This window comes from Streptomyces sp. Alt3, from assembly GCF_030719215.1.
In the GTDB taxonomy this organism is placed as follows: Bacteria; Actinomycetota; Actinomycetes; order Streptomycetales; family Streptomycetaceae; genus Streptomyces; species Streptomyces glycanivorans.
Window position 1 is genome coordinate 3,548,714 of record NZ_CP120983.1, and the last position, 20,161, is coordinate 3,568,874.

Genomic DNA, 20,161 nt, shown 5'->3' on the forward strand with positions numbered 1-20,161 from the left:
GGAGTCGGTTCAAGCCAGATTTCAAACAGAAGAGGCCACAAGGAATCCCCAAACAAGTCGCCAATTCTCCTATAGTTGCCGTGACTTGATCAGGAACAATCAGCTCCAGATGTGGTCCTTTCACCATCACCACACCGGAATGCCCCGATTGTCCCGCCGACTGCACCTGTCCCTTCCTCCGCACCGTCCGCCCCGAGGACTCCGATTGCGCCCTTCACTCCGGCCGACCGCACTCGCCCTGCTGATCTCGGCAGCCGTTACCGGTGCTCTGTGCCTGTGGGCGGTCGCCGCCGCTCCCGCCTCGGTACGGACACCGCTCACCTGGGCAGCGGGTGGCGCCGCGGTGCTGCTGTGCGTCGCGGTGGCCGTCACCGTCCACACGCTCGCCACCGCCCGTAATCTGCGTGCCCTGCGGGCCGCCGACTCCGAGCGCTTCACCGCCGAGACCTCGCGCCTCGTCTCGACCTCGGCCGCCGAGGCACAGCGCTTCACCGCGGAGACCGCCCGCATCAGGGCGGCGGCGTCCGCCGAGGCGGCCAGAGTCACCGCCGAGGCCGACGACCGGGTCGCCCGGGTCACCGTCGAGGCCGCCGAGCAGCACGAGCGGCTCACCGCGGAGGCCGCCCGGCTCACCGGCCGTGCCCGGCGCGCCGAGAACGAGCGCTCCGCGGCGGTCGCCGCCTGCGCCAACGCCGCCGGCCGGATGCAGGCCCTGTCCACGAGCATGCTGGCCGACCTACGCGAGATGGAACACCGGCACACGGCGGAGGACGTCCTCGGCGACCTCCTGCACCTGGACCACCGCACGGCCCAGGGCGGCCGTCTCGCCGACTCCATCGCCGTGCTCACCGGTGCGCGCTCCGGCCGCCGCTGGGCCAAGCCGATCGTGATGGAGTCGATCCTGCGCGGCGCGATGGGCCGTATCGGCGGCTACCAGCGCATCCGCCTGCACTCGACCAGTGACGTGGCGATCGCGGGCCACGCCGCCGAGGGCGTCATGCACGCCCTGGCCGAACTCCTCGACAACGCTGCCAACTTCTCGCCGCCCACCGCCGAGGTGCACGTGTACGTCGAGGAGGTCCCGGCGGGCATCGTGGTCACCGTCGAGGACAGCGGCCTGGTGATGAGCGACGTGCAGCTGCGCCGCGCCGAGCGGGCCGTGTCCGCCGACAACCAGGACCTGACCGGTATCTCCGGCACCCGGCTCGGCCTCGCCGTCGTCGGCCGGCTGGCCAGGAAGCACGGCCTCACCGTCTCCTTCCGTCCGTCGGCCCGCGGCGGCACGGGTGCGCTGATGATGCTGCCGCAGGAGCTCATCTCCCGTACGCCCGCTCCGCTCCCGGGTGCCGCGCGGCACCCCGAGCCCGAGCCGGACCACGCGACGCCGGGCACGGACGGCCGGACCCCTGCCGCCGCGCCGGCGGACCCGCGTCCCGCGGCCCCGGCGGACTTCCGTCCCGCGCCCGTCGCGGAAGCCCTGCCCGGGAGCCCGGAGTCGGCGTCCGAGTCCACCGGTACCGTCCCCCAGATCGGCGACAGCGGTCTGCCCAAGCGTCGTCGCGGCCGCACCCTGGCCGCCGCCGAAGCACGCACCGGCAAAGCCGCCCCCGGCGAAGCCGAATCCCCCCGGTCCCGTGCCACCGACCCGAAGGTCCAGGCTGCCCGCTTCAGCACCTTCAGCCAGGCGGTACGAGCCAATTCCCCGCACCCGGAAGGCAACACCCGATGACCGCGACCACCGACGAGAAGCTCAACTGGCTGCTGGAGGGGCTGCTCGACCGCACGCCCGGCGCCCGGCATGCCCTTGTCCTGTCCCGGGACGGCCTGAAGCTGTGCCGCACCCCCGAACTCTCCGTCGACCAGGCCGACCAGCTGGCCGCGATCTCCGCGGGCATCCAGAGCCTGTCGCACGGCGCGTCCATCGAGTTCGGTGACGGCACCGGCGGCGTGCGGTCCGCGATGACCGAGTTCTACGGCGGTGTGCTGTTCATCGTCGAGGCGGGGGCGGGCGCCCACCTCGCGGTCGTGGCGGCGGAGGACTCCGACGTCGGCCTCGTGGGCCACAACATGAGCGAACTCGTCGAGCAGCTGGGCGAGTACCTCGTCGCCCCGCCGCGTGACACGGCGGCCCCGGCCACGGAAACCGCGGACGTATGACGTCCGTACCGCGCCCCCGGCCCGGACGCGACGACGACCCGGACAGGCTGTACACCCTCACGGGGGGACGCAGCCGGTCCGACTCGGCCGCGTTCGACCTGGTGACGCTCGTCGTGGCCGAGTGCGAACCGAACCCCGGGATGCAGTCGGAGCATGTCGCGATCCTGCGGATGTGCGACGGCCCCACCGCGGTCGTCGAGATCTCGGCCACCCTGAAACTGCCCGTCAGCATCGTCCGCATCATGCTCTGCGACCTGCTCGACACCGGCCGGATCAGCGCCCGCCACCCCCGTACTGCACGTGTCGCGGACCGCCTCCCCGACACCGACACCCTGGAACAGGTGCTCGTTGGACTCCGCAACCTCTGACCGTGCCGCCCTGCAGGCGACGGCCGACAACGGACTGAAGATCGTCGTCGTCGGCGGCTTCGGGGTCGGCAAGACCACCATGGTCCGATCCGTGAGCGAGATCCGTCCGCTCAACACGGAAGAGACCATGACCCGCGCGGGCGAGGCCGTCGACGACCTCGACGGCGTGCACTCCAAGACGTCCACCACGGTCGCCTTCGACTTCGGGCGCATCACGCTCGACGCGCGTTCGGTCCTCTACCTCTTCGGCGCCCCCGGACAGGAACGCTTCTGGTTCCTGTGGGACCGCCTGTTCTCCGGCACCCTGGGCGCCGTCGTCCTCGTCGACACCCGCCGGCTCGCCGACTCCTGGTACGCGATCGACCGGCTGGAGCACCACGGCACGCCGTTCATCGTCGCGTGCAACGACTTCGGCGGTTCGTTCCACACGGAGCAGCAGATCCGCGAGGCCCTCGACCTCTCCCCCGACGTCCCGCTCGTGGAGTGCGACGCCCGGGACCGTTCGTCCAGCAAGTACGTCCTGATCACGCTGGTCGAGCACCTCCACGCACTCTCCGTCGCCCGGAGCAAGGGCGCGGACGCGGCCCTGGCAGGGAGCCCTGCCCCGGCGGCCACGAAGACCCCGGAGCCGACGCCGTGACCCAGTGCCCCGTGTCCCACGGTTCCGTCCCCCTGTCCGGGCCGCGGTTCCAGACCGACCCCGTGCAGGTGTACCGGGAGATGCGCCGCGACCACGGCGCGGTCGCGCCGGTCGTGCTCGACGGCGACATCCCCGCCTGGCTGATCGTCGGCTACCGCGAACTGCACCAGGTCACCAACGACCCGGTGCTCTTCAGCCGGGACTCGGACCTGTGGAACCAGTGGGACAACATCCCCGAGGGCTGGCCGCTGCGGCCGATGATCGGCCGCAAGCAGCCGTCCATCCTCTACACCGTCGGTGAGCGGCACACCGTCCGCGCGGCCATGATCAGCAACGCGCTGGAGGCGGTCGACCCGTTCACGCTGAAGCGGTACGCGGAGGAGTTCGCCGACAGCCTCATCGACCGGTTCTGCGCGACCGGACGGACCGACATCATCGCCGAGTACGCGATGCTGCTCCCCGCCCGTGTCCTGGCCAAGCTCTACGGGTTCAGCGACGAGATCGGCGGTCCCCTCGTGGGGGCGCTCAACGACATGATCGACGGCCGTGAGCGGGCCCTGGCCGGCCAGCAGTACCTCGGCGGGGCCATGTACCAGCTCCTGGCCGACAAGCACGCCGAGCCCGACGACGACGTCGCGACCAGGATGCTGGAGGACCCGGGCGGCTTCACCGACGAGGAGATCGCCCAGGACCTCATGGTCATGATGGCGGCCGGCCACCAGCCCACCGCCGACTGGATCGGCAACTCGCTGCGGCTGATGCTGGTCGACGACCGCTTCGCCGCCTCGCTCTCCGGCGGCAGGCACAGCGTCGCCGAGGCGATGAACGAGGTCCTCTGGGAGGACACCCCGACGCAGAACGTGGCCGGCCGCTGGGCGTCCCGCGACACCCACCTCGGCGGACGCCACATCCGCGCGGGCGACATGCTGCTCCTCGGCATCGCCGCCGCCAACGCCGACCCCCAGGTGCGCACCGACGGCTCCACGCTGACCGGCGGCAACAACGCATTCCTCTCCTTCGGCCACGGCGAGCACCGCTGCCCGTTCCCGGCCCAGGAGACCGCCGAGGTCATCGCCCGTACGGGGATCGAGGTGCTCCTGGACCGGCTCCCGGACATCGACCTCGACATCCCCGAGAGCAGGCTGACCCGGCGCCCGTCCCCGTGGCTGCGCGGACTGACGGACCTGCCGGTGCACTTCACGCCCACCCCCGCACTTGGAGGCCAGAAATGACCCGGATCGTCCTCGATCCCCTCGTCGCCGACCTCGACGCCGAGAGCGCCGCGCTGCGCGCCGCCGGACCGCTGGCAGAGGTGGAGCTCCCCGGCGGGGTGCACTGCTACGCGGTGACGCATCACGCCGAGGCCCGTCAGCTGCTCACCGACAGCCGTGTGGTCAAGGACATCAACGTCTGGAACGCCTGGCAGCGCGGCGAGATCCCGATGGACTGGCCGCTGATCGGTCTCGTGAACCCGGGCCGTTCCATGCTGACCGTGGACGGCGCCGACCACCGCCGGCTGCGCGCCCTCGTCGCCCAGGCGCTGACGGTGAAGCGGGTGGAGCGGCTGCGCTCCGGCATCGAGGCGCTGACGAGCGCCTCCCTGGACCGGCTCGCGGCGCTGCCCGGGGGTGAGGCGGTGGACCTGAAGGCGGAGTTCGCCTATCCGCTGCCGATGAACGTCATCAGCGAGCTGATGGGCGTGGACGCGTCCGACCATCCCCGGCTCAAGGAGCTGTTCGAGAAGTTCTTCTCGACGCAGACCCCGCCGGAGGAGGTCCCGCAGATGATGGCGGACCTCGGCACCCTCTTCACGAAGATCGTCGACGACAAGCGGGCGAACCCGGGCGACGACCTGACCAGCGCCCTGATCGCGGCGTCCGAGGACGGCGACCACCTCACCAACGAGGAGATCGTCAACACGCTGCAGCTGATCATCGCCGCCGGTCACGAGACCACGATCAGCCTGGTCGTCAACGTCGTCGAGGCGCTCCAGACGCACCCCGAGCAGCGCAAGCGCGTGCTGAGCGGTGAGGTGCCGTGGGAGAACGTGATCGAGGAGACGCTGCGCTGGAACACCCCGACCTCGCACGTCCTGATCCGCTTCGCGACGGAGGACATCGAGGTCGGCGACAAGGTCCTGCCGAAGGGCGAGGGCCTGATCGTCTCCTTCGGGGCGCTGGGCCGCGACGAAAAGCAGTACGGCCCGACCGCAGGTGAGTTCGACGTCACCCGCACCCCGAACCGACACATCGCTTTCGGCCATGGTCCGCACGTCTGCCCGGGCGCAGCTCTGTCCCGGCTGGAGGCGGGGGTCGCCCTGCCCGCGCTGTACGAGCGCTTCCCGGACCTGGACCTCGCGGTACCGGCCTCCGACCTGCGGAACAAGCCGATCGTGACCCAGAACGACCTGCACGAGCTGCCTGTCGATCTGGGCTGATCCCGAGCCTCTTCCCCCCGGCCTCACGGGTCCCCCACGATCCGGAGCGTGTGTCTCATCCGACGGACACGGTCCTCGACCGCTTTCCGGAGGGACTACGCTCCGGGTCGTGGCTGACATCCAGATTCCCGCTGACCTCAAGCCCGCCGACGGACGTTTCGGCGCCGGGCCCTCCAAGGTGCGGACGGAGGCGGTCGACGCGCTGGCCGCGACCGGCACCTCTCTCCTCGGCACGTCCCACCGCCAGGCCCCGGTGAAGAACCTGGTCGGCGAGGTACGTGACGGCGTACGCAGCCTCTTCTCCCTCCCCGAGGGTTACGAGGTCGTCCTGGGCAACGGGGGCTCCACCGCCTTCTGGGACGTCGCGACGCACGGCCTGATCGAGAACAAGTCCCAGCACCTGAACTTCGGCGAGTTCTCGTCGAAGTTCGCGAAGGCCGCGAAGCTCGCCCCGTGGCTGGCCGACCCGACCGTCATCGCCTCGGACCCGGGCACCCACCCGGACCCGAAGGCCGAGGCCGGCGTCGACGTCTACGCCTTCACCCACAACGAGACCTCCACCGGTGTCGCCGCCCCCGTCAAGCGGGTCGCGGGCGCCGACGAGGGCTCCCTCGTCCTGGTGGACGCGACCTCCGGAGCGGGCGGCCTGCCGGTCGACATCACCGAGACGGACGTCTACTACTTCGCGCCGCAGAAGTCCTTCGCATCCGACGGCGGCCTGTGGATCGGTGTGTTCTCCCCGGCGGCCCTGGACCGCGCCGCGCGCGTCCACGCCTCGGGCCTGGCACATCCCGGAGTTCTTCTCGCTGCCCACGGCGATCGACAACTCCCTGAAGAACCAGACGTACAACACCCCGGCGCTGGCCACCCTCTTCCTGCTGAACGAGCAGCTGAAGTGGATGAACTCGCAGGGCGGCCTGGACTTCACGACGGGCCGCACGGCCGCCTCCTCGCAGGCCCTGTACGGCTGGGCCGAGGACTCCAAGTACGCCACCCCGTTCGTCACCGACCCGGCGAAGCGCTCGCAGGTCATCGGCACGATCGACTTCGAGGACGGCATCGACGCTGCGGCCGTCGCCAAGGTGCTCCGCGCCAACGGCATCGTCGACACGGAGCCGTACCGCAAGCTGGGCCGCAACCAGCTGCGCGTGGCGATGTTCCCGGCGATCGACCCGGCGGACGTCCAGGCTCTCACCGCCTGCATCGACTACGTGATCGACAAGCTCTGACGGTTGACGTCCGGAACGGCCCCGCACACCCCGGTGTGCGGGGCCGTTCCCGCTTCACCCGACCGGGTGGCCCAGTCATGGATCGGGCTCGCCCGACGGACCGGAATCGCGGTTCTCGGGGCCGTCACCGCTCGCCCTGGACGACGCGGACGACGAGCACCGCCACGTCGTCGCGTTGCGGGACGTCCCTCAGTCCGTGGGAGAGCGCGTCGAGGAGCAGCGGCAGGGGCTTGTCCCCGTGTTCGGCGAGGGTGGACGCCGTGTCCCGGATGCTCACGTCGATGTCGACGTCGCGGCGCTCTACGAGGCCGTCGGTGTACAGCAGGAGCACGCTGTCCCGGGGCAGGTCATGGGTGTGGTCGTGCCGGGCGGCGTCGTTCGACGCACCGAGGAGCATGAGGTCGTGCTCGCCCAGGGCCGAGACCCGGCCGTCGGGTTTGCGCAGCAGGGGCGGTGGATGGCCGGCGTTGGACCAGGTCAGGCACCACCGGCCGCCGTCGGGGTCGAGGCGGGCGTGCACCGCGGTGGCCCCTGGGCCCAGGGGCAGCACGTCCAGGGCGCGGTCGACCGCGTCCAGCGCGGCGGCGGGTGAGTGCGTCGGGTGCTGGAGGCTGGCTTGGCGGAGCATGCTGCGGACCTGGCCCATCACGGCGGCGGCCTGGATGTCGTGCCCGATGATGTCACCGACGGACAGCATCAGGGCGGGCTGCGTCGCACCGGGCAGCGGTGGCAGCCGGTAGGCGTCGTACCAGTCGCCGCCCACCATGTCCTGGTCGGTGGCCGGGAGGTACAGGGCGGCCATGTCCAGGCCCGGCACGGCCGGCAGATCGGTCAGCATGGAGGCCTGGAGCTGTTCGGCGGTGCTGAGCCGGTTCGCCACGAACCTGGTGCGCTCCACCGCCTGGCTCACGTATCCGGCCACCGCGGTGAGGACCGCCTCCTCGGTCAGCGCCAGGACGTGGGGGCGGGACCAGCACCACGTCAGCACCCCGCGGCCGTTCAGCAGCGGGACGCACAGCACGGACCGGAGCCCCAGTGAGTCGTATCCGGCGACGGCCTCGGGGCTGTAGCCGGCCACCAGAGCATCGTGGTCCGGTACGAAGACGGTGCGCGATTCGCGCATGGCCTGGGCGCTGGGGTAACCGGCGTCCGGGTCCAGGTGGTCGACCTCGGCCTCCACGGACCGCACGTCGTCCGGGTCGATCACACGCCAGAGTCCCTGGCGGTCCGCGAGGAGCAGGCCCACGAAGGACGGCTCGGCGGGCCCGCGGAACAGGCTGCGGAGGCGGCGCGTGAGGTCCGTCAGATCGCGCGCGTGAGCGAGCTCGACGGAGGCGCGCAGCAGCAGTCCGGCGTGGTCGCGGTCCTTGCGGAGCAGTTCGGTGGCGATCCGCATCCGCAGCTCCACCGAGCAGGCGGCGGTGAGATCCTCCAGGTCCTGCAGTTCGCCGGCGGTCCACTCCCGCGGCTCGTGGTCGATGGCGCAGAGTGAGCCGAGGACGTGCCCGTCGGCGTCGGTCAGCGGCATCCCGGCGTACGCGATCACCTGGAGGTCGGGGATGGCGAGGCTGGCGCAGGTGCGGGAATGCGCCCTCGTGTCGCCGAGGATCAGCGGCCGGCCGTCGAGGACGACGTGCTGGCAGAAGGAGTGGCTCAGCGGGGTCTCGCGCCGCGCCGCCCAGGGCTCGGCCAGCCCGACCATGCCGGGGAAGACCTGCCGGTCGGTCTCCAGCAGCGACACCAGGGAGACCGGGACGCGCAGGACCCGGGACACCAGCCTGGCGAACCGGTCCATGCCGGGGTCGGCCGCCGCTGACAGCCCTGCGAGCCGCAGGGCCTCCAACCTCCCGAGATCGCCCACCCCTGGGCCTCCGTCGCTCGCCTGGCAGGAGCCGCGGTGTCCGCACACCGCCCACTACGAAGGTATAAGACAAATCACGCCATGTCGTGATCAGGGGCGGCGCCGGGCTTCCTCCGCCCGTTCCGGCGCGGCCTCCCGGGGCAGGTCCCGCCGCCATCGCACCTCGCCGTCCTCCCACTCGCCCGTCGGCCGCAGTCCCGCGGCGGAGGCCACGGCGGAGGAGGCCGCGTGCTCCGGGTGGATGTGGGCGACGACGGTGGTGACGGGGCTCCGCTCCAGCAAGTGCCGGACCAGACCGGCGGCCGCCTCCTTGGCATAGCCCCTGCCCTGCCACGGTGTCCCGATCACCCAGGCCAGCTCCGCCCGCGCCCCGCGCACTGTGGCCTGGACGTATCCGGCCAGGCATCCGTCGGCACGCACCCGGAGCACCCAGTTCCACCAGAGTTCGGCGGGGTCGGGCGAGCCCACGCTCTGCCGCTCGTAACGGGCGCGCACGGCCGCCGCGTCCTCGGGGGTGCCTCCCGTGTAGGCGTGCAGGGCGGGGTCGAAGAGGACCGCGGCCATTTCCTGCGCGTGCGCGACATCGAGCGGCAGCGCGTCGAGGCGCGAGGTGGAGAAGGGCCCGGGAGCACCGTTGACCTGCATGGGGCGGAGCCTACGCCGGTCCCGCCCGGTTCCGGCGGCTGAGCCGCCGGAACCGGCGTACCGCTGGGGCGGCCGGGAGACCTGGCCGGACAGGCGCATGAACGTGCGACCGAAAAGCCCGGATCGACCGATTTTGCTGCACCATGGAATACATGGAGACGATACGTGAACTGGAGCCCTTCGTGAAGCAGTACACCGTCCTGCTGAGCAGTCGCAGGCCGGACGGATCATCTGCCCACACCCCGGTCAGCATCGCCGTCGAGGGGGACCACGCCTACATCCGTACGTTCTCCTCGGCCTGGAAGGTCGACCGGATGCGCAACCATCCGGTGGTGGAGATCGCCCCCTGCACCGTCCGGGGCTCACCGACGGGACCGCCCGTGAAGGCCTGGGCACGGCTCCTGCCGGAGGGGTCGAAGGAGAACACCCACGCCTCCCGGACGATGTCGAGGAAGTACCCGGCGCTCCAGGGTGTGGCCGTCCCGCTCGCTCACCGGCTGAAGCGCGACCACACGCTCCACTACGAGCTGCGTCCGGTCGTCGACGACATCTGAGGAGCGGTGCCTGAGCCCGGTCCGCAGGGAGGGCCCTGGCGGCCCACGTCTACCCCCGGCGGCGCTTGGCGGCGAGCAGGGCCAGCACGATGACGACGACGGCCACGGCACCGCCCGTCACCGTGCCGTTCCTCGAGTCGCCGTCGTCCTCGCCGTCCCCGGACGACGTCCCGCCGCCCCCGCCGCCGGTGGAGGGCGTCCTGCTTCCGCCCTCCACCTCCACGCGTACCACTTCGCTGCGCTCGCCCTCGGAGCCGAACATCATCGCCGAGCCGTCCGCGGTGTACGTCACCGACTCGGACTGTCCCTGGAGCGGCACGCTCACGGCTCGGTCCTCGCCCAGCCGGCCGTCCTCGAAGGCGTAGCCGCGGGCGCTGAAGTAGGACCGCAGCACCAGGTTCCCGCCGTCCGGCGAGAACGCGCCGTCCGTCACCCACGGCACCTCGCCCACACGCCGGAAGACGTTGTTCCCCCCGGTCGTCAGCTTCTGCGGGCCCTCGTAGAGACCGCCGCCGTCCTCGTTCTTCGAGGCGATGTACACCCGGCCCGTCACGGGGTGGACCATCAGCGCCTCCGCGTTGCGTGCACCGTCCGCGTACGTCACGTCGAACTGTGTCGCCCGCACCGTGGCGTCCGCGAGCCGCTTCGGCTCCGGGAAGCGGTAGATCCAGACGTGGTCCCAGGTTCCGTCGAGGTTGTCGCCGATGTCACCGACGTAGAGGTTCCCGTCGGGCCCGAGCGAGATCGCCTCGACGTCGCGCGGCTCCCCGATGCCCTTCATGGTGATCGTCGCCACGGTCTTCCCGGTCCGGGAGTCGACGGCGTAGACGTACGGCCCGTCATCGCTGTCGTTGTGCGTCCAGTAGACGCCCGGATGGATCCTGCTGGCGGCGAGGCCGCTGGACTCGGTGATCCGGGGGTCCTCGATCGTGAACGTCCGGTCCGCCCCGTCCCCGTCGTCCGCGACGGCGGGCACCGCCCCCGTCAGGAACAGGAGGGCAGCGGCGGCGGAGACGGTCAGCAGCGATCTCATGGGACAAGTGTCCACTGTCACGTCGCAGGCCGGAGCGGTGATCGGCCATGATGTCGCCATGCGTTTTCTCTTCGTCGGCGACAGCATGACCGTGGGCAAGGCCGGCGACTTCACCTGGCGCTACCGGATGTGGCAGCACCTCGAAGCGACCCTCGGCGACGGCGGGTACGCGATCACGGGCCCGCGCACCGAGTTGTACGACACCGAGGCGAACGCCCCGCTCTCCCACGCGTACGGCGACGTGTCCTTCCCCGCGACCGCGCGGCGGCATCTGGCGGGCTGGGGCGAGGGTTGGCTCCACATGGCCCCCGTCATCGCGGACACGGTCACGGCGGCCGGTGCCGACGTCCTGCTGGTCTCGCTCGGCCTGATAGACCTGGGCTTCTACACGGACAGCGCGCAGACGGCCGCGAACGCACGGGCCTTCATCACGGCGGCCCGCACCGCGAACCCCCGGATCAAGCTGGTGCTGCTCCCCGTCATACCGAATGTGCGGGCGGAGTCCGACGGCCCCTTCGCGGCCGAGTGCGACCGCTTCAACTCACTGCTCGCGCAGGCGGTGGCCGACCTGGACGCGCCCTCGTCCCCGGTCCTGCTGACGGAGCACCCCGCCGGCTACGACATCCACACGGACACCTACGACGGAACCCACCCCGGCCCCACCGGGGAACACAAGCTGGCCGGAGCCTTCGCCGACGCCATGCACCGGGCCTGGGGCGTCGGCGGCCCCTACGCCGGGGTGCTGGCGACGGCCTGAACTCCCGGCGGCAGCAGGGTCACAGCACGCCTCCCGCCTCGTCGTGGAACACCTCCGGCCAGTACCGGTAGTCGTCGGGGCCGGTCGCGGGGACGCAGGCGACAGGGTCGACCGCGGCCAGCACGGCGACCATGGTGTCGGCGACCTGGTGGTAGAACTCCCCCATGTCGCCCGCCAGGTCGTACTCCTCCTCCAGCTTCTGCTGCCGGCTGTGCATCCAGACCGTGAACGCCAGGGTCGACACGTCGGCGTTGACCGGGGTCACCGTGTCGTCGTCGAAGAGCGCGTAGTGCACCAGGCCCGTACGGCCGTCGACGATGACGTCGAAATCGTGGACCAGGCCGCCGATGACCAGCAGGTGGTCCGAGTCGTCCGGCAGTTTCCCCACGATGTCGAGGTGCCGCAGCGCGGGGTCCGCCTGCCTCTCCGCGCACACGGAGGCCACCCTCTTCAGGATGTTCTCGGGCTCGTCCAGCCAGAACATCAGCCCGTCCTTGGGCAGTCCGACCTCGGACAGGAACCGCCGGGTCGGCTCGTGCTCCAGCGACTCGGGCAGGTCCGCGGGTGCGATCCGGACGACTTCCTCCGCGCCGAACTCCTCCTCGACGAAGTCCGGCGGCAGATCGAGGTGCAGCCCCCTGCCCGGAGCCGCGATCAGCGCCAGGGGACGGATCAGCGCGGCGATCCGCCACAGGGACGGCACCTCGCCCGCCCACTCCACGTCCCCCCAGCCGTCCACACCCCAGCTCTCGTCGGTGAAGACCGAGGACAGGAGTGCCGAGGCCTCCTCGACGACCGGGGCGCCGAAACGGCCCTGGAGGTGCGCGAACCGGCCGCTCAGCGTGGCGAGTTCACCGACAGCCGTCAGGAAGCGGGCGAGCGCGTCGAGTGACGGGGCGAGCGGATACAGCTCGGCGTACTGCGGGGCGGACATACGGAGGCTGAACACCCGGCCCGTCTCACCGTCGACGACGACCGCCTGTGCCTCCTCCCCCTCGATCAGCAGATGCCCGACGACCACGGTGCCGGCTGTGTGCGGGTCGAGGGCGCCGGGGTCATCACCCTCGTCCACCAGGTCCACCGCCGTGACCATGCGGGACGCGGACAGCCGGGTGAACCCCATGCCGCCCTGCCCGTCCGGCAGCACGCCCTCCACGAGGGCCCGCCGCGTCCCCTCGTGCGTGATGTCCGGATGGATGAACTCCTCCGGTACCGCGATGCCGCTCCCCGTCATGACGCCCCCGTGGCTTCTCGTCCGTAGTGGTCCTGCCGATGGGATCCACCGTAAGGACGGGCACTGACATCGGTACCCGTGACGGGTTCCGGTGGCCGTGGCCCTGCCACCGACCGATCCGCATCCCGTCCGGAGGCCGGTGCCGGAACCGGATCACCGGCCGCCGCGTTCTCCTTCAGGGCGGGGCGTCACGGGAGGCGCCCGGACGGGAGCGCGGACGAGTGACCGGGAAGCAGGGCGCGAGGCGGCGGGGCTGGAGCTGGAGGCGGGGCCGCGTGCTCGCCGTGCTGTGCCTCCTGATCGCCCTGCTGCTCGTGCTCCCCGGCCTGGTCCCCAACACCCCCGGCCGGGTGGGCAGTCTGCTGGAGACCTTCCTGCCCTGGCTCGGCCTGGCCGTGCCGGTCCTGCTGCTCGCGGCGCTCCTGCGCCGCTCGTTCCTGGCGGTGACCGCGCTCCTGCTGCCCGTGGTCTCCTGGTCCGCCCTGTTCGGGCCCCTGCTGTCCGGCGGGGGCCGGGCCCCGGACGACGCGTTCACGGTGGTCCAGCACAACATCAGCGACGTGAACCCCGACCCTGCCGCCACCGCGCACGCGCTGGCCGGGACGGGCGCCGACCTCATAGCCGTCGAGGAGTTGACGGCCCCGGCCCTGCCCGGGTTCGAAGCGGCTCTGGCCGGTGACTACCCCCATCACGCGACGAGGGGCACGGTCGGACTCTGGTCGAAGCACCCCCTCACCGCCGTGCGCCTGGTGGACATCAGGCCGAGCGGTGTCGGCGAGGGCTGGGACCGGGGACTCCGGGCGACGGCCCGCACGCCGCGGGGCGAGGTCGCCGTGTACGTCGCCCATCTGCCGTCGGTCAGGATCGGCCCGACGACCGGCCTCACCTCAGGTCGGCGGGACGAGAGCGCCGCCCTGCTGGGTGAGGAGCTGGCCGCCGAGCCCCTGGAGCGGGTGATTCTCCTGGGCGACCTGAACAGCACCCTGGACGACCGGGGTCTGGCGCCGGTCACCGAGCTGATGGACGAGCCGGGACCGGGCTTCGCCTTCAGCTGGCCGGCGAGGTTCCCGGTGGCCCGGATCGACCAGATACTCACCCGCTCGGCGACGGTCACCGGTGTGCGTCCCCTGCCCGCCACCGGCAGCGACCACCTGCCGGTGGCGGCGGACATCAGGCTCTGACCCCCCGCCCACCGCGCCACCGCCCGCCCGCCCGGGACGGCGCGCGGGCGGACCGATCGCGGACCGGCAAGGTCAGTCGGCCATCTCCACGCCGAGCATCGCGAGGCCCAGCTTGGTCAGCTCCTCCGTCACCTCGTCGGGCCTTGCCCTGCGCGGACGGCGGGCGTGGTGGGCCATGAGCTCGTGGACCGTACCCACCATCACCATCACGACGACCCGGTGGTCCCGCTCCTCCACCTCGCCGCGGACCGCCGCGCGCTCGGCCTCGCCGGTCAGGAAGTCGGTCCACAGGTCACGCCACCGCTTGCAGTGCGCGTCCACCGCCGGGCTCACACCCAGGACCTCGACGAACGTCACCCGCGCCTCACGCAGATCCCGGGTCACCGCCGACACATAGGCGTGGAAGAGCCGACGGAAGCGCTGTTCCAGGGGACAGTCGTCCATCCCCTCGGAGAGCAGGGCCACTTCGGACGCCCGCAGCCCGGCCGTCGTGATCTGGTTGTGGAGGGCCATCAGCAGGCCCTCCCGGGAGCCGAACTCGTCCCAGAGCGCCTCCACCGGCACTCCGGCCATGTCACACAGATCCTGCTCCGACGTCTGTGCGTAGCCGTACACCCCGAACAGTTCCAGGGCGGCTTCGACGAGCTGCCCACGGGCCCGCGCGCGCACACCGTCGACCGCGCCGGTCAGTTGGTCCACCGGGACATCCACCACGGGTCCTCCTTGGTCTGCCACCTACCCGGTGCGCACGGCCGCCGGAGAGCGGTGCCGTGAGGGCCGGAGAGCGTCGGGCGCCTCTGGATGGCGCGTGCGCCATTGTCCTGGTGCGCACCGGCGTACGCGTCCCGCGCCGCGCCGTCGGGCGCACAGTCCGCCAGTACCGGTGACTGCTCGCACTGGTGTACCGAAACTGCCTGGTCAGCGGTCAGCTGCCACCGTGCGCGCCGCGAAGGCCTGCGCCGCTCCGGTACCGGACCGGCGACGCGGTCCGGGGGCCAGCGCCGCGTGCAGCGACGGGGCGAGCATGCGGCGGGCCTCGGACGGAGTGAGCGCCGCGTGGGTGGGGAGGGGGTTGAGGTAACGGGTGTAGATGAGCCCGCCGAGGATCGTCACCACGGCTGCGGCACGGACGGTCGCGTCCCGGCCGCCGAGAAATTCAACAAGCCGGTCCAGCAGCTCGCGTTCCAGGTATTCACGGATAGCCTCCGCCGCCTCGTCCCCCTGGGTGGTGAGCTGCTGGAAGTCGGCGTCCTCCCACAGGTCCGTCACGGCGTCGATCAGGCGGTCGGGGAGGGTGGCCCGGTCGCCGCCGAGGACGTCCTCCGTCGCCAGCGCGTTGGCGCACTGGAACCGCATCACGTCGGCGAACAGGCCCTTCTTCGATCCGAAGTGGTGCGCGATCAGAGCCGGGTCGACCCCGGCGGCCCCGGCCACCGCACGCAGGGTGGTGCGCCGGTAACCGCGTTCCAGGAAGAGCCCACGCGCCGCCGACACGATCGCCTCGCGCGTCGGCGGATTGCCGCGGGGGCGGCCCCGGGGGCGGGTGAGGGCAAGGGCGGCTTTATTCATCAGCGTTGAGCCTGCGATGCGCGGTCGGCACCGTCAAGGGCGTTCCCGCAATCACACAGCAGTCCCACGAAGGGATGACCCGCAGCATGCGTATCGCAGTCTTCGGCGCCAACGGGCCGACCGGGCGCCACATCACCCACCAGGCTCTCACCGCCGGCCACGACGTCGTCGCGGTGACCCGGCGGCCCGGCTCCGTCCCCGCACGGCCGGGACTCACGGTGGCTCTCGCCGACGCCACCGACCCGGCGGCTGTCGACGCGGCGGTCGACGGGACCGACGCCGTCCTCTCCGCACTGGGCACGCGCTTCGACAAGGGGAAGATCACCACGTACTCGGCGAGTGCCATGGCGATCACCGGGGCCATGACCCGCCACGGCGTCAAGCGGCTGCTCGTCGTCAGCTCCAGCATCGCCGACCCCGACTGGCGCCCCAGCGGCGCGCACTTCTTCAACCATGTGCTCGACCCACTGGTCAACCGGCGGCTGGGTCGCACGCTGCACGAGGACATGCGCCGCATGGAGAGAGCGATCCGCGGGACGGACCTCGACTGGACCCTCGTCCGGCCCTCCGGCCTCTTCGACCACCCTCACGTCACCGACTACACCACTGCCGAGACCAGCGCCGACGGCGTCTTCACCGCCAGGGCCGACCTCGCGGCGAGCATGCTGCACGAACTGGAGGAGGAGCGGTACGTCCGGAAGGCGATGGGGGTCGTCACGACGTCGGTGAAGCCGAGCATCGTCAAGTTGATCTGGAACGAGGGCGTGAGGAAGAAGTGAGCTGTGCGCCCGGCGGACTCCTCGGCCCGGCAAGGGCTCTCCCTGCCTTGCCGGTTCGGCCTCCCTGGGCGGTCAACCCTGTTCAGAGGCGCTTCAGCACGGCTCGTTTCGCGGTGGCGAACTCCTCGTCCGTCAGGATGCCCGCCTCGTACAGCTCGCCCAGCTCGCGGAGCCTGCGCAGCAGGACGTCGTGGTCGTCGGCGGGCGCGGCCGAGACCGCGCCTCCCCGGTCGAAGCGCAGGGAGCCGTTCTCCAGTCCGATCGCGGGTACCCAGCGCACCCCGGTGACCTCGGGAAGGGTGAGGGTGACGGCGCCGCCCGCCGTCTTGGACTCCTCGGCCTTCCAGTTCCAGGTGAGGCGGACCGTCCGCCCGTCGAAGGAGGCCGTACCGTCCCCGCCGCCGCCCGACACCGGCACCGACGGTCCCGGCAGCAGGAAGCCGTCCACCGGCCCGTCGGGCACCTGCTCGATCAGCAGGGCGTTACGGATCTCGTCGACGAGGTACTCCGCCACGCCCGTGCGGTCCTTCTCCACCACGAGCTGGTAGGGGTCGGCGGCGTCCTTGAGCCGCCCCTCCGCGGCCCGCAGGACGGGGCAGGCACCCGCGCGCAGCCGCAGGCGAAGACGGCCGCCCTTGCGGTCCGGCTCGAACGACACTCCCGCCACCGCGCGCAGGGGGACGGCGAGTTCACCGAGGTCCTGGCGTACCGGGTGTGCCTTGCTGCCGGGGACGATGCGCACCGTGTCCCCGTCGAAGCTCCACGTTCCGTCGCGCGAGATGATGTCCGCCATACCGCGAATTCTGCCAGGCGCGCCCGTGTTCGTGGCGGGGTCGAGCCCCTCCGCGCGGACACCCCGGCACCGGAGGACCGGGGCTCAGGCGGCCGAGCGCTCCTCGGGCCGGCGGCGGCGCAGGTGGGCGTGCTCGATCGCCGGCGGGGCGTAGGCCATGTCGAGCGTCCCGATGTCGGTGCCCGGGGGCACGATGGCGTCGATCCGGTCGAGGGTCTCGTCGTCCAGCTCGGTCTCCGCGCCCGCGAGGAGGTCGTCGAGGTGGTTCATGGTGCGCGGGCCGATGATCGCCGAGGTGACGCCCGGGTGGGCGATCACGAAGGCCGTCGCCAGGTGCGTCAGCGGCATCCCGGCGCCCTCGGCGACGGGGATCAGCGCCTCGACCGCGTCCAGCCTGCGCTCGTCGCTCAGGTGCTTGAAGCCGTAGGCGGCGCGGTGGGTGTCGGGCGTGCGGCCCTTGCGGTAGCGGCCCGTGAGCAGTCCGCCGGCGAGCGGGCTCCAGACCAGGGCGCCCATGCCGTAACGCTCGCAGGCGGGGAGCACCTCGCGTTCGATGCCCCGGTTGAGGATCGAGTAGGGCGGCTGCTCGGTGCGGAAACGCTCAAGGCCGCGCCGCTCGGAGACCCACTGCGCCTCGACGATGTCCGAGGCGGGGAAGGTGGACGCGCCGATGTTCCGGACCTTTCCCGCGCGCACGAGGTCGGTGAGCGCGGAGAGCGTCTCCTCCACGTCGGTGTCCGGCGACGGCCTGTGGACCTGGAACAGATCGACGTGATCGGTGCCCAGGCGCCGCAGGGAGTCCTCCAGCGCGCGCACCAGCCAACGGCGCGAGTTGCCGCGCTGGTTGGGGTCGTCCCCCATCGGGAGATGGGCCTTGGTCGCCAGCACGACCTCGTCCCGGCGGCCCTTGAGCGCCTTCCCGACGATCTCCTCGGACTCGCCGCGCGAGTAGACGTCGGCGGTGTCGATGAAATTGATGCCCGCGTCGAGTGCCTTGTGGATGATGCGGACGGACTCCTCGTGGTCGGGGTTGCCCATGGCGCCGAACATCATCGCGCCGAGGCAGTACGGACTGACCTTGATGCCGGTGCGGCCCAGCGTGCGGTACTTCATGACGGTTCTCGCCCCTTGGTCGACGTCCCGTGCGGACGTTAGGCTGAATAAACGGAACAACGTTCAGCAACGACAATACGGAACACTGTTCCGTATAGCAAGGGAAGTGCCGTGCGCGAGGACACGACGCGGGGAACCGACCCCGGCGCCGCCGACGGAGTGGCCCCGAAGAAGGTGCGCGCCGACGTGCGGCGCAACACGGACGCCCTGCTCACAGCGGCGGCGGAGGTGTTCCTCACCTCGGGGGTGGACGCGCCGGTACGCCAGATCACGGCGAGGGCCGGAGTGGGTGCGGGCACCCTCTACCGCCACTTCCCGCAGCGCTCCGACCTCATCGCAGCGGTCTTCCGGCACGAGGTCGACGCCTGCGCCGACGCGGCCCCCACCCTCGCGGCGGAGTACGGACCGGCCGAGGCGCTCACCCGGTGGCTGCAGCGACTGGCCCTCTTCTTCGCCACGAAGCGGGGGCTCAGCGCCGCGCTGCACTCGGGGGACTCGACCTACGACAGCCTCCCCGCCTACTTCGAGCAGCGCTTCATGCCCGCGCTCACCGGCCTCATCGACGCGGCGGCCGAGGCGGGCGAGATCCGCCCCGACGTCACGCCCGACGACCTGCTGGTCGCGACCCGCAATCTGGCCGTCCCCGAGTGCGAGGACGACACCGGGCACACGCGGCGGATGATCGCCCTGCTCGTCGACGGGCTCCGCTATCAGGCGCGGTGAACCGCGCCTTCGTCCCCGGGACATGAGGCGCCGAGCTTCGCGAAGCGCTCCCGCCACGGCAGCGGTTCGGGCTCGGCCTCGGCCAGGTGTTTCCGTTCCTCCCAGCGTTCCCACGCCGCACGGCGACGGCAGGGGCCGCACTCGGTCTCGTCGGAGAGCGGCCGGAAGACGTGCACGTCACCCTCCGGGCCGACCACCGTGCAGGCCACCAGCTCCGCGACGCGGGGCGGAGTGGCGGCGGGCTCCGGAGAAGGCGCGGCGGGGAGTTCCGGCGGCATCTTGTGCAGCAGCCTGAACCGCAGGAAGCCCACCGCCGACCGCACCCCGTCACCGGGCAGCTCACTGGTCAGCACGCGCCGCAGCTCGCCTGCCGACACCCCGCGGAGCAGCCAGCGACCGGCGAGCTCCGCAAGCCCCCGGGCCTCCTTCACCCCGAGGTACAACTCCCGCCGCACATGACGCAGCGACAGCAGGACACGCTCACCCTCGGCCGCCTCCGGGCCGAGCGCGACCTGGAGCCCGACTTCGGGGCGGACTTCGGGCCGGCCCTCGGGCCGGTCCTCGGGCCGGGCTTCGGAGGGTGGGTGGGGACAGTTCTTCTCCTGTTCTTCCCCCACAGGTAGTTGACGACCGGCCACCCGGCCGGCCGGGTCACCGACCGTCGGTTTCCGGGCACTCGGAGGCTGCTCGGTCCGGCCGTGGCGCAGCGCGGAGGCCTCCTCGGGCGTGAGCGGCACGTTGGACAGCAGCTGCTCCGTGACCCAGCGCCCGCGCTCCCCCTGATCGCGCCACTCATGGACGTAACCATGCGCGACCAGCTGTTCCTTGGACTTCTGGTAGGCCCGCCCCGTGATGCCGAGCTTGCGCGCGTGCTCGCCGAGCGGCCGCGCGGCCATCTCCTCGGGGAGCCCCTGTACGGCCAGGAGCAGAATCTTCGCGTCGCTGGTCAGCCGCGAATGGCGGACGACGTCGTGCGAAGCCTTCGTGTAGCGCCGGGAGGGCGCGATAGCATGCCGAAGCATCTCGGTGGACTCCTGATCCACTCGTGGGTGAAGGCCCTCGGCTCGGTGTTGGTAGCACCACCGGGG

The 20,161-nt window shown here is 71.6% G+C and carries 20 protein-coding genes and 1 pseudogene; 12 read left to right on the forward strand and 9 right to left on the reverse strand.

Going from position 1 to position 20,161, the window contains the following annotated elements; all coding sequences use genetic code 11:
* The first annotated feature begins 205 nt into the window (after positions 1-205).
* From P8A20_RS15310 to serC, 7 genes and pseudogenes are all read left to right on the forward strand, one after another.
* Entirely contained in the window at positions 206-1,729 is a 1,524-nt protein-coding gene (locus P8A20_RS15310) for an ATP-binding protein (protein WP_147963958.1), read from the forward strand.
* A complete protein-coding gene (locus tag P8A20_RS15315) occupies positions 1,726-2,157 on the forward strand; it encodes a roadblock/LC7 domain-containing protein (RefSeq protein ID WP_147963959.1) in 432 nt (143 codons plus the stop codon). Before P8A20_RS15310 ends, P8A20_RS15315 begins: the two co-directional genes overlap by 4 nt.
* Positions 2,154-2,525: a DUF742 domain-containing protein gene (locus tag P8A20_RS15320; protein ID WP_147963960.1), complete on the forward strand. Its 372-nt coding sequence runs from the start codon at positions 2,154-2,156 to the stop codon at positions 2,523-2,525. The genes P8A20_RS15315 and P8A20_RS15320 overlap by 4 nt, the downstream gene beginning before the upstream one ends.
* Positions 2,506-3,165 carry a GTP-binding protein gene (locus P8A20_RS15325; RefSeq protein ID WP_147963961.1) on the forward strand — a complete coding sequence of 220 codons (660 nt, stop codon included), beginning with the start codon at positions 2,506-2,508 and terminating at the stop codon, positions 3,163-3,165. Before P8A20_RS15320 ends, P8A20_RS15325 begins: the two co-directional genes overlap by 20 nt.
* A complete protein-coding gene (locus P8A20_RS15330) occupies positions 3,162-4,397 on the forward strand; it encodes a cytochrome P450 (RefSeq protein ID WP_147963962.1) in 1,236 nt (411 codons plus the stop codon). The genes P8A20_RS15325 and P8A20_RS15330 overlap by 4 nt, the downstream gene beginning before the upstream one ends.
* Entirely contained in the window at positions 4,394-5,602 is a 1,209-nt protein-coding gene (locus tag P8A20_RS15335) for a cytochrome P450 family protein (RefSeq protein WP_306103664.1), read from the forward strand. Before P8A20_RS15330 ends, P8A20_RS15335 begins: the two co-directional genes overlap by 4 nt.
* 109 nt (positions 5,603-5,711) lie before the next feature.
* Positions 5,712-6,831 (forward strand): annotated as a pseudogene (gene serC / locus P8A20_RS15340) (phosphoserine transaminase).
* Positions 6,832-6,955: 124 nt separating this feature from the next.
* Here the strand turns inward: serC and P8A20_RS15345 are convergent.
* Both P8A20_RS15345 and P8A20_RS15350 read right to left on the reverse strand, forming a co-directional pair.
* A complete protein-coding gene (locus P8A20_RS15345) occupies positions 6,956-8,692 on the reverse strand; it encodes a GAF domain-containing SpoIIE family protein phosphatase (RefSeq protein WP_147963964.1) in 1,737 nt (578 codons plus the stop codon).
* A gap of 90 nt (positions 8,693-8,782) precedes the next feature.
* A complete protein-coding gene (locus tag P8A20_RS15350) occupies positions 8,783-9,337 on the reverse strand; it encodes a GNAT family N-acetyltransferase (RefSeq protein ID WP_306103665.1) in 555 nt (184 codons plus the stop codon).
* A 152-nt stretch (positions 9,338-9,489) separates the two neighbouring features.
* Here P8A20_RS15350 and P8A20_RS15355 point away from each other — a divergent pair, with 152 nt between their 5' ends.
* Positions 9,490-9,891, forward strand: coding sequence for a PPOX class F420-dependent oxidoreductase (locus P8A20_RS15355; protein ID WP_147963966.1), 402 nt, complete (start codon positions 9,490-9,492; stop codon positions 9,889-9,891).
* Positions 9,892-9,940: 49 nt separating this feature from the next.
* On the opposite strand, the gene P8A20_RS15360 is transcribed toward P8A20_RS15355, so the two are convergent.
* Positions 9,941-10,924 (reverse strand): WD40 repeat domain-containing protein, encoded by a 984-nt coding sequence (locus tag P8A20_RS15360; RefSeq protein ID WP_306103666.1) that lies wholly within the window; start codon positions 10,922-10,924, stop codon positions 9,941-9,943.
* Here P8A20_RS15360 and P8A20_RS15365 point away from each other — a divergent pair.
* The gene (locus P8A20_RS15365) at positions 10,923-11,681 is read left to right on the forward strand and encodes a GDSL-type esterase/lipase family protein (RefSeq protein WP_306103667.1); all 759 of its coding nucleotides are present in this window, start codon (positions 10,923-10,925) and stop codon (positions 11,679-11,681) included. The genes P8A20_RS15360 and P8A20_RS15365 overlap by 2 nt on opposite strands.
* A 19-nt stretch (positions 11,682-11,700) precedes the next feature.
* Here the strand turns inward: P8A20_RS15365 and P8A20_RS15370 are convergent, their stop codons facing one another.
* Positions 11,701-12,915: an SUKH-4 family immunity protein gene (locus P8A20_RS15370; protein WP_306103668.1), complete on the reverse strand. Its 1,215-nt coding sequence runs from the start codon at positions 12,913-12,915 to the stop codon at positions 11,701-11,703.
* Between the two features lie 221 nt (positions 12,916-13,136).
* Here P8A20_RS15370 and P8A20_RS15375 point away from each other — a divergent pair, with 221 nt between their 5' ends.
* Positions 13,137-14,096, forward strand: a complete 960-nt coding sequence (locus P8A20_RS15375) for an endonuclease/exonuclease/phosphatase family protein (protein WP_306103669.1) — start codon at positions 13,137-13,139, stop codon at positions 14,094-14,096.
* Positions 14,097-14,168: 72 nt separating this feature from the next.
* On the opposite strand, the gene P8A20_RS15380 is transcribed toward P8A20_RS15375, so the two are convergent.
* Together P8A20_RS15380 and P8A20_RS15385 are read right to left on the reverse strand one after the other, a co-directional pair.
* Positions 14,169-14,810, reverse strand: a complete 642-nt coding sequence (locus P8A20_RS15380) for a TetR/AcrR family transcriptional regulator (protein WP_147961645.1) — start codon at positions 14,808-14,810, stop codon at positions 14,169-14,171.
* A 204-nt stretch (positions 14,811-15,014) separates the two neighbouring features.
* On the reverse strand, positions 15,015-15,665 hold the full coding sequence (locus tag P8A20_RS15385) for a TetR/AcrR family transcriptional regulator (protein WP_306103670.1): 651 nt from the start codon (positions 15,663-15,665) through the stop codon (positions 15,015-15,017).
* Positions 15,666-15,751: 86 nt separating this feature from the next.
* Here P8A20_RS15385 and P8A20_RS15390 point away from each other — a divergent pair, with 86 nt between their 5' ends.
* Positions 15,752-16,444: an NAD(P)-dependent oxidoreductase gene (locus P8A20_RS15390; RefSeq protein WP_306103671.1), complete on the forward strand. Its 693-nt coding sequence runs from the start codon at positions 15,752-15,754 to the stop codon at positions 16,442-16,444.
* Between the two features lie 82 nt (positions 16,445-16,526).
* Here P8A20_RS15390 and P8A20_RS15395 read toward each other — a convergent pair whose 3' ends face one another.
* Together P8A20_RS15395 and P8A20_RS15400 are read right to left on the reverse strand one after the other, a co-directional pair.
* Entirely contained in the window at positions 16,527-17,237 is a 711-nt protein-coding gene (locus P8A20_RS15395) for a DUF4429 domain-containing protein (RefSeq protein WP_306103672.1), read from the reverse strand.
* 84 nt (positions 17,238-17,321) lie between these two features.
* Complete coding sequence (locus P8A20_RS15400; RefSeq protein ID WP_147961648.1) at positions 17,322-18,350, reverse strand: aldo/keto reductase; 1,029 nt, start codon at positions 18,348-18,350, stop codon at positions 17,322-17,324.
* Positions 18,351-18,461: 111 nt separating this feature from the next.
* Here P8A20_RS15400 and P8A20_RS15405 point away from each other — a divergent pair, with 111 nt between their 5' ends.
* A complete protein-coding gene (locus P8A20_RS15405) occupies positions 18,462-19,073 on the forward strand; it encodes a TetR/AcrR family transcriptional regulator (protein WP_306103673.1) in 612 nt (203 codons plus the stop codon).
* Here P8A20_RS15405 and P8A20_RS15410 read toward each other — a convergent pair.
* A complete protein-coding gene (locus tag P8A20_RS15410) occupies positions 19,061-20,095 on the reverse strand; it encodes a hypothetical protein (RefSeq protein ID WP_306103674.1) in 1,035 nt (344 codons plus the stop codon). The genes P8A20_RS15405 and P8A20_RS15410 overlap by 13 nt on opposite strands.
* Positions 20,096-20,161: the final 66 nt, after the last annotated feature.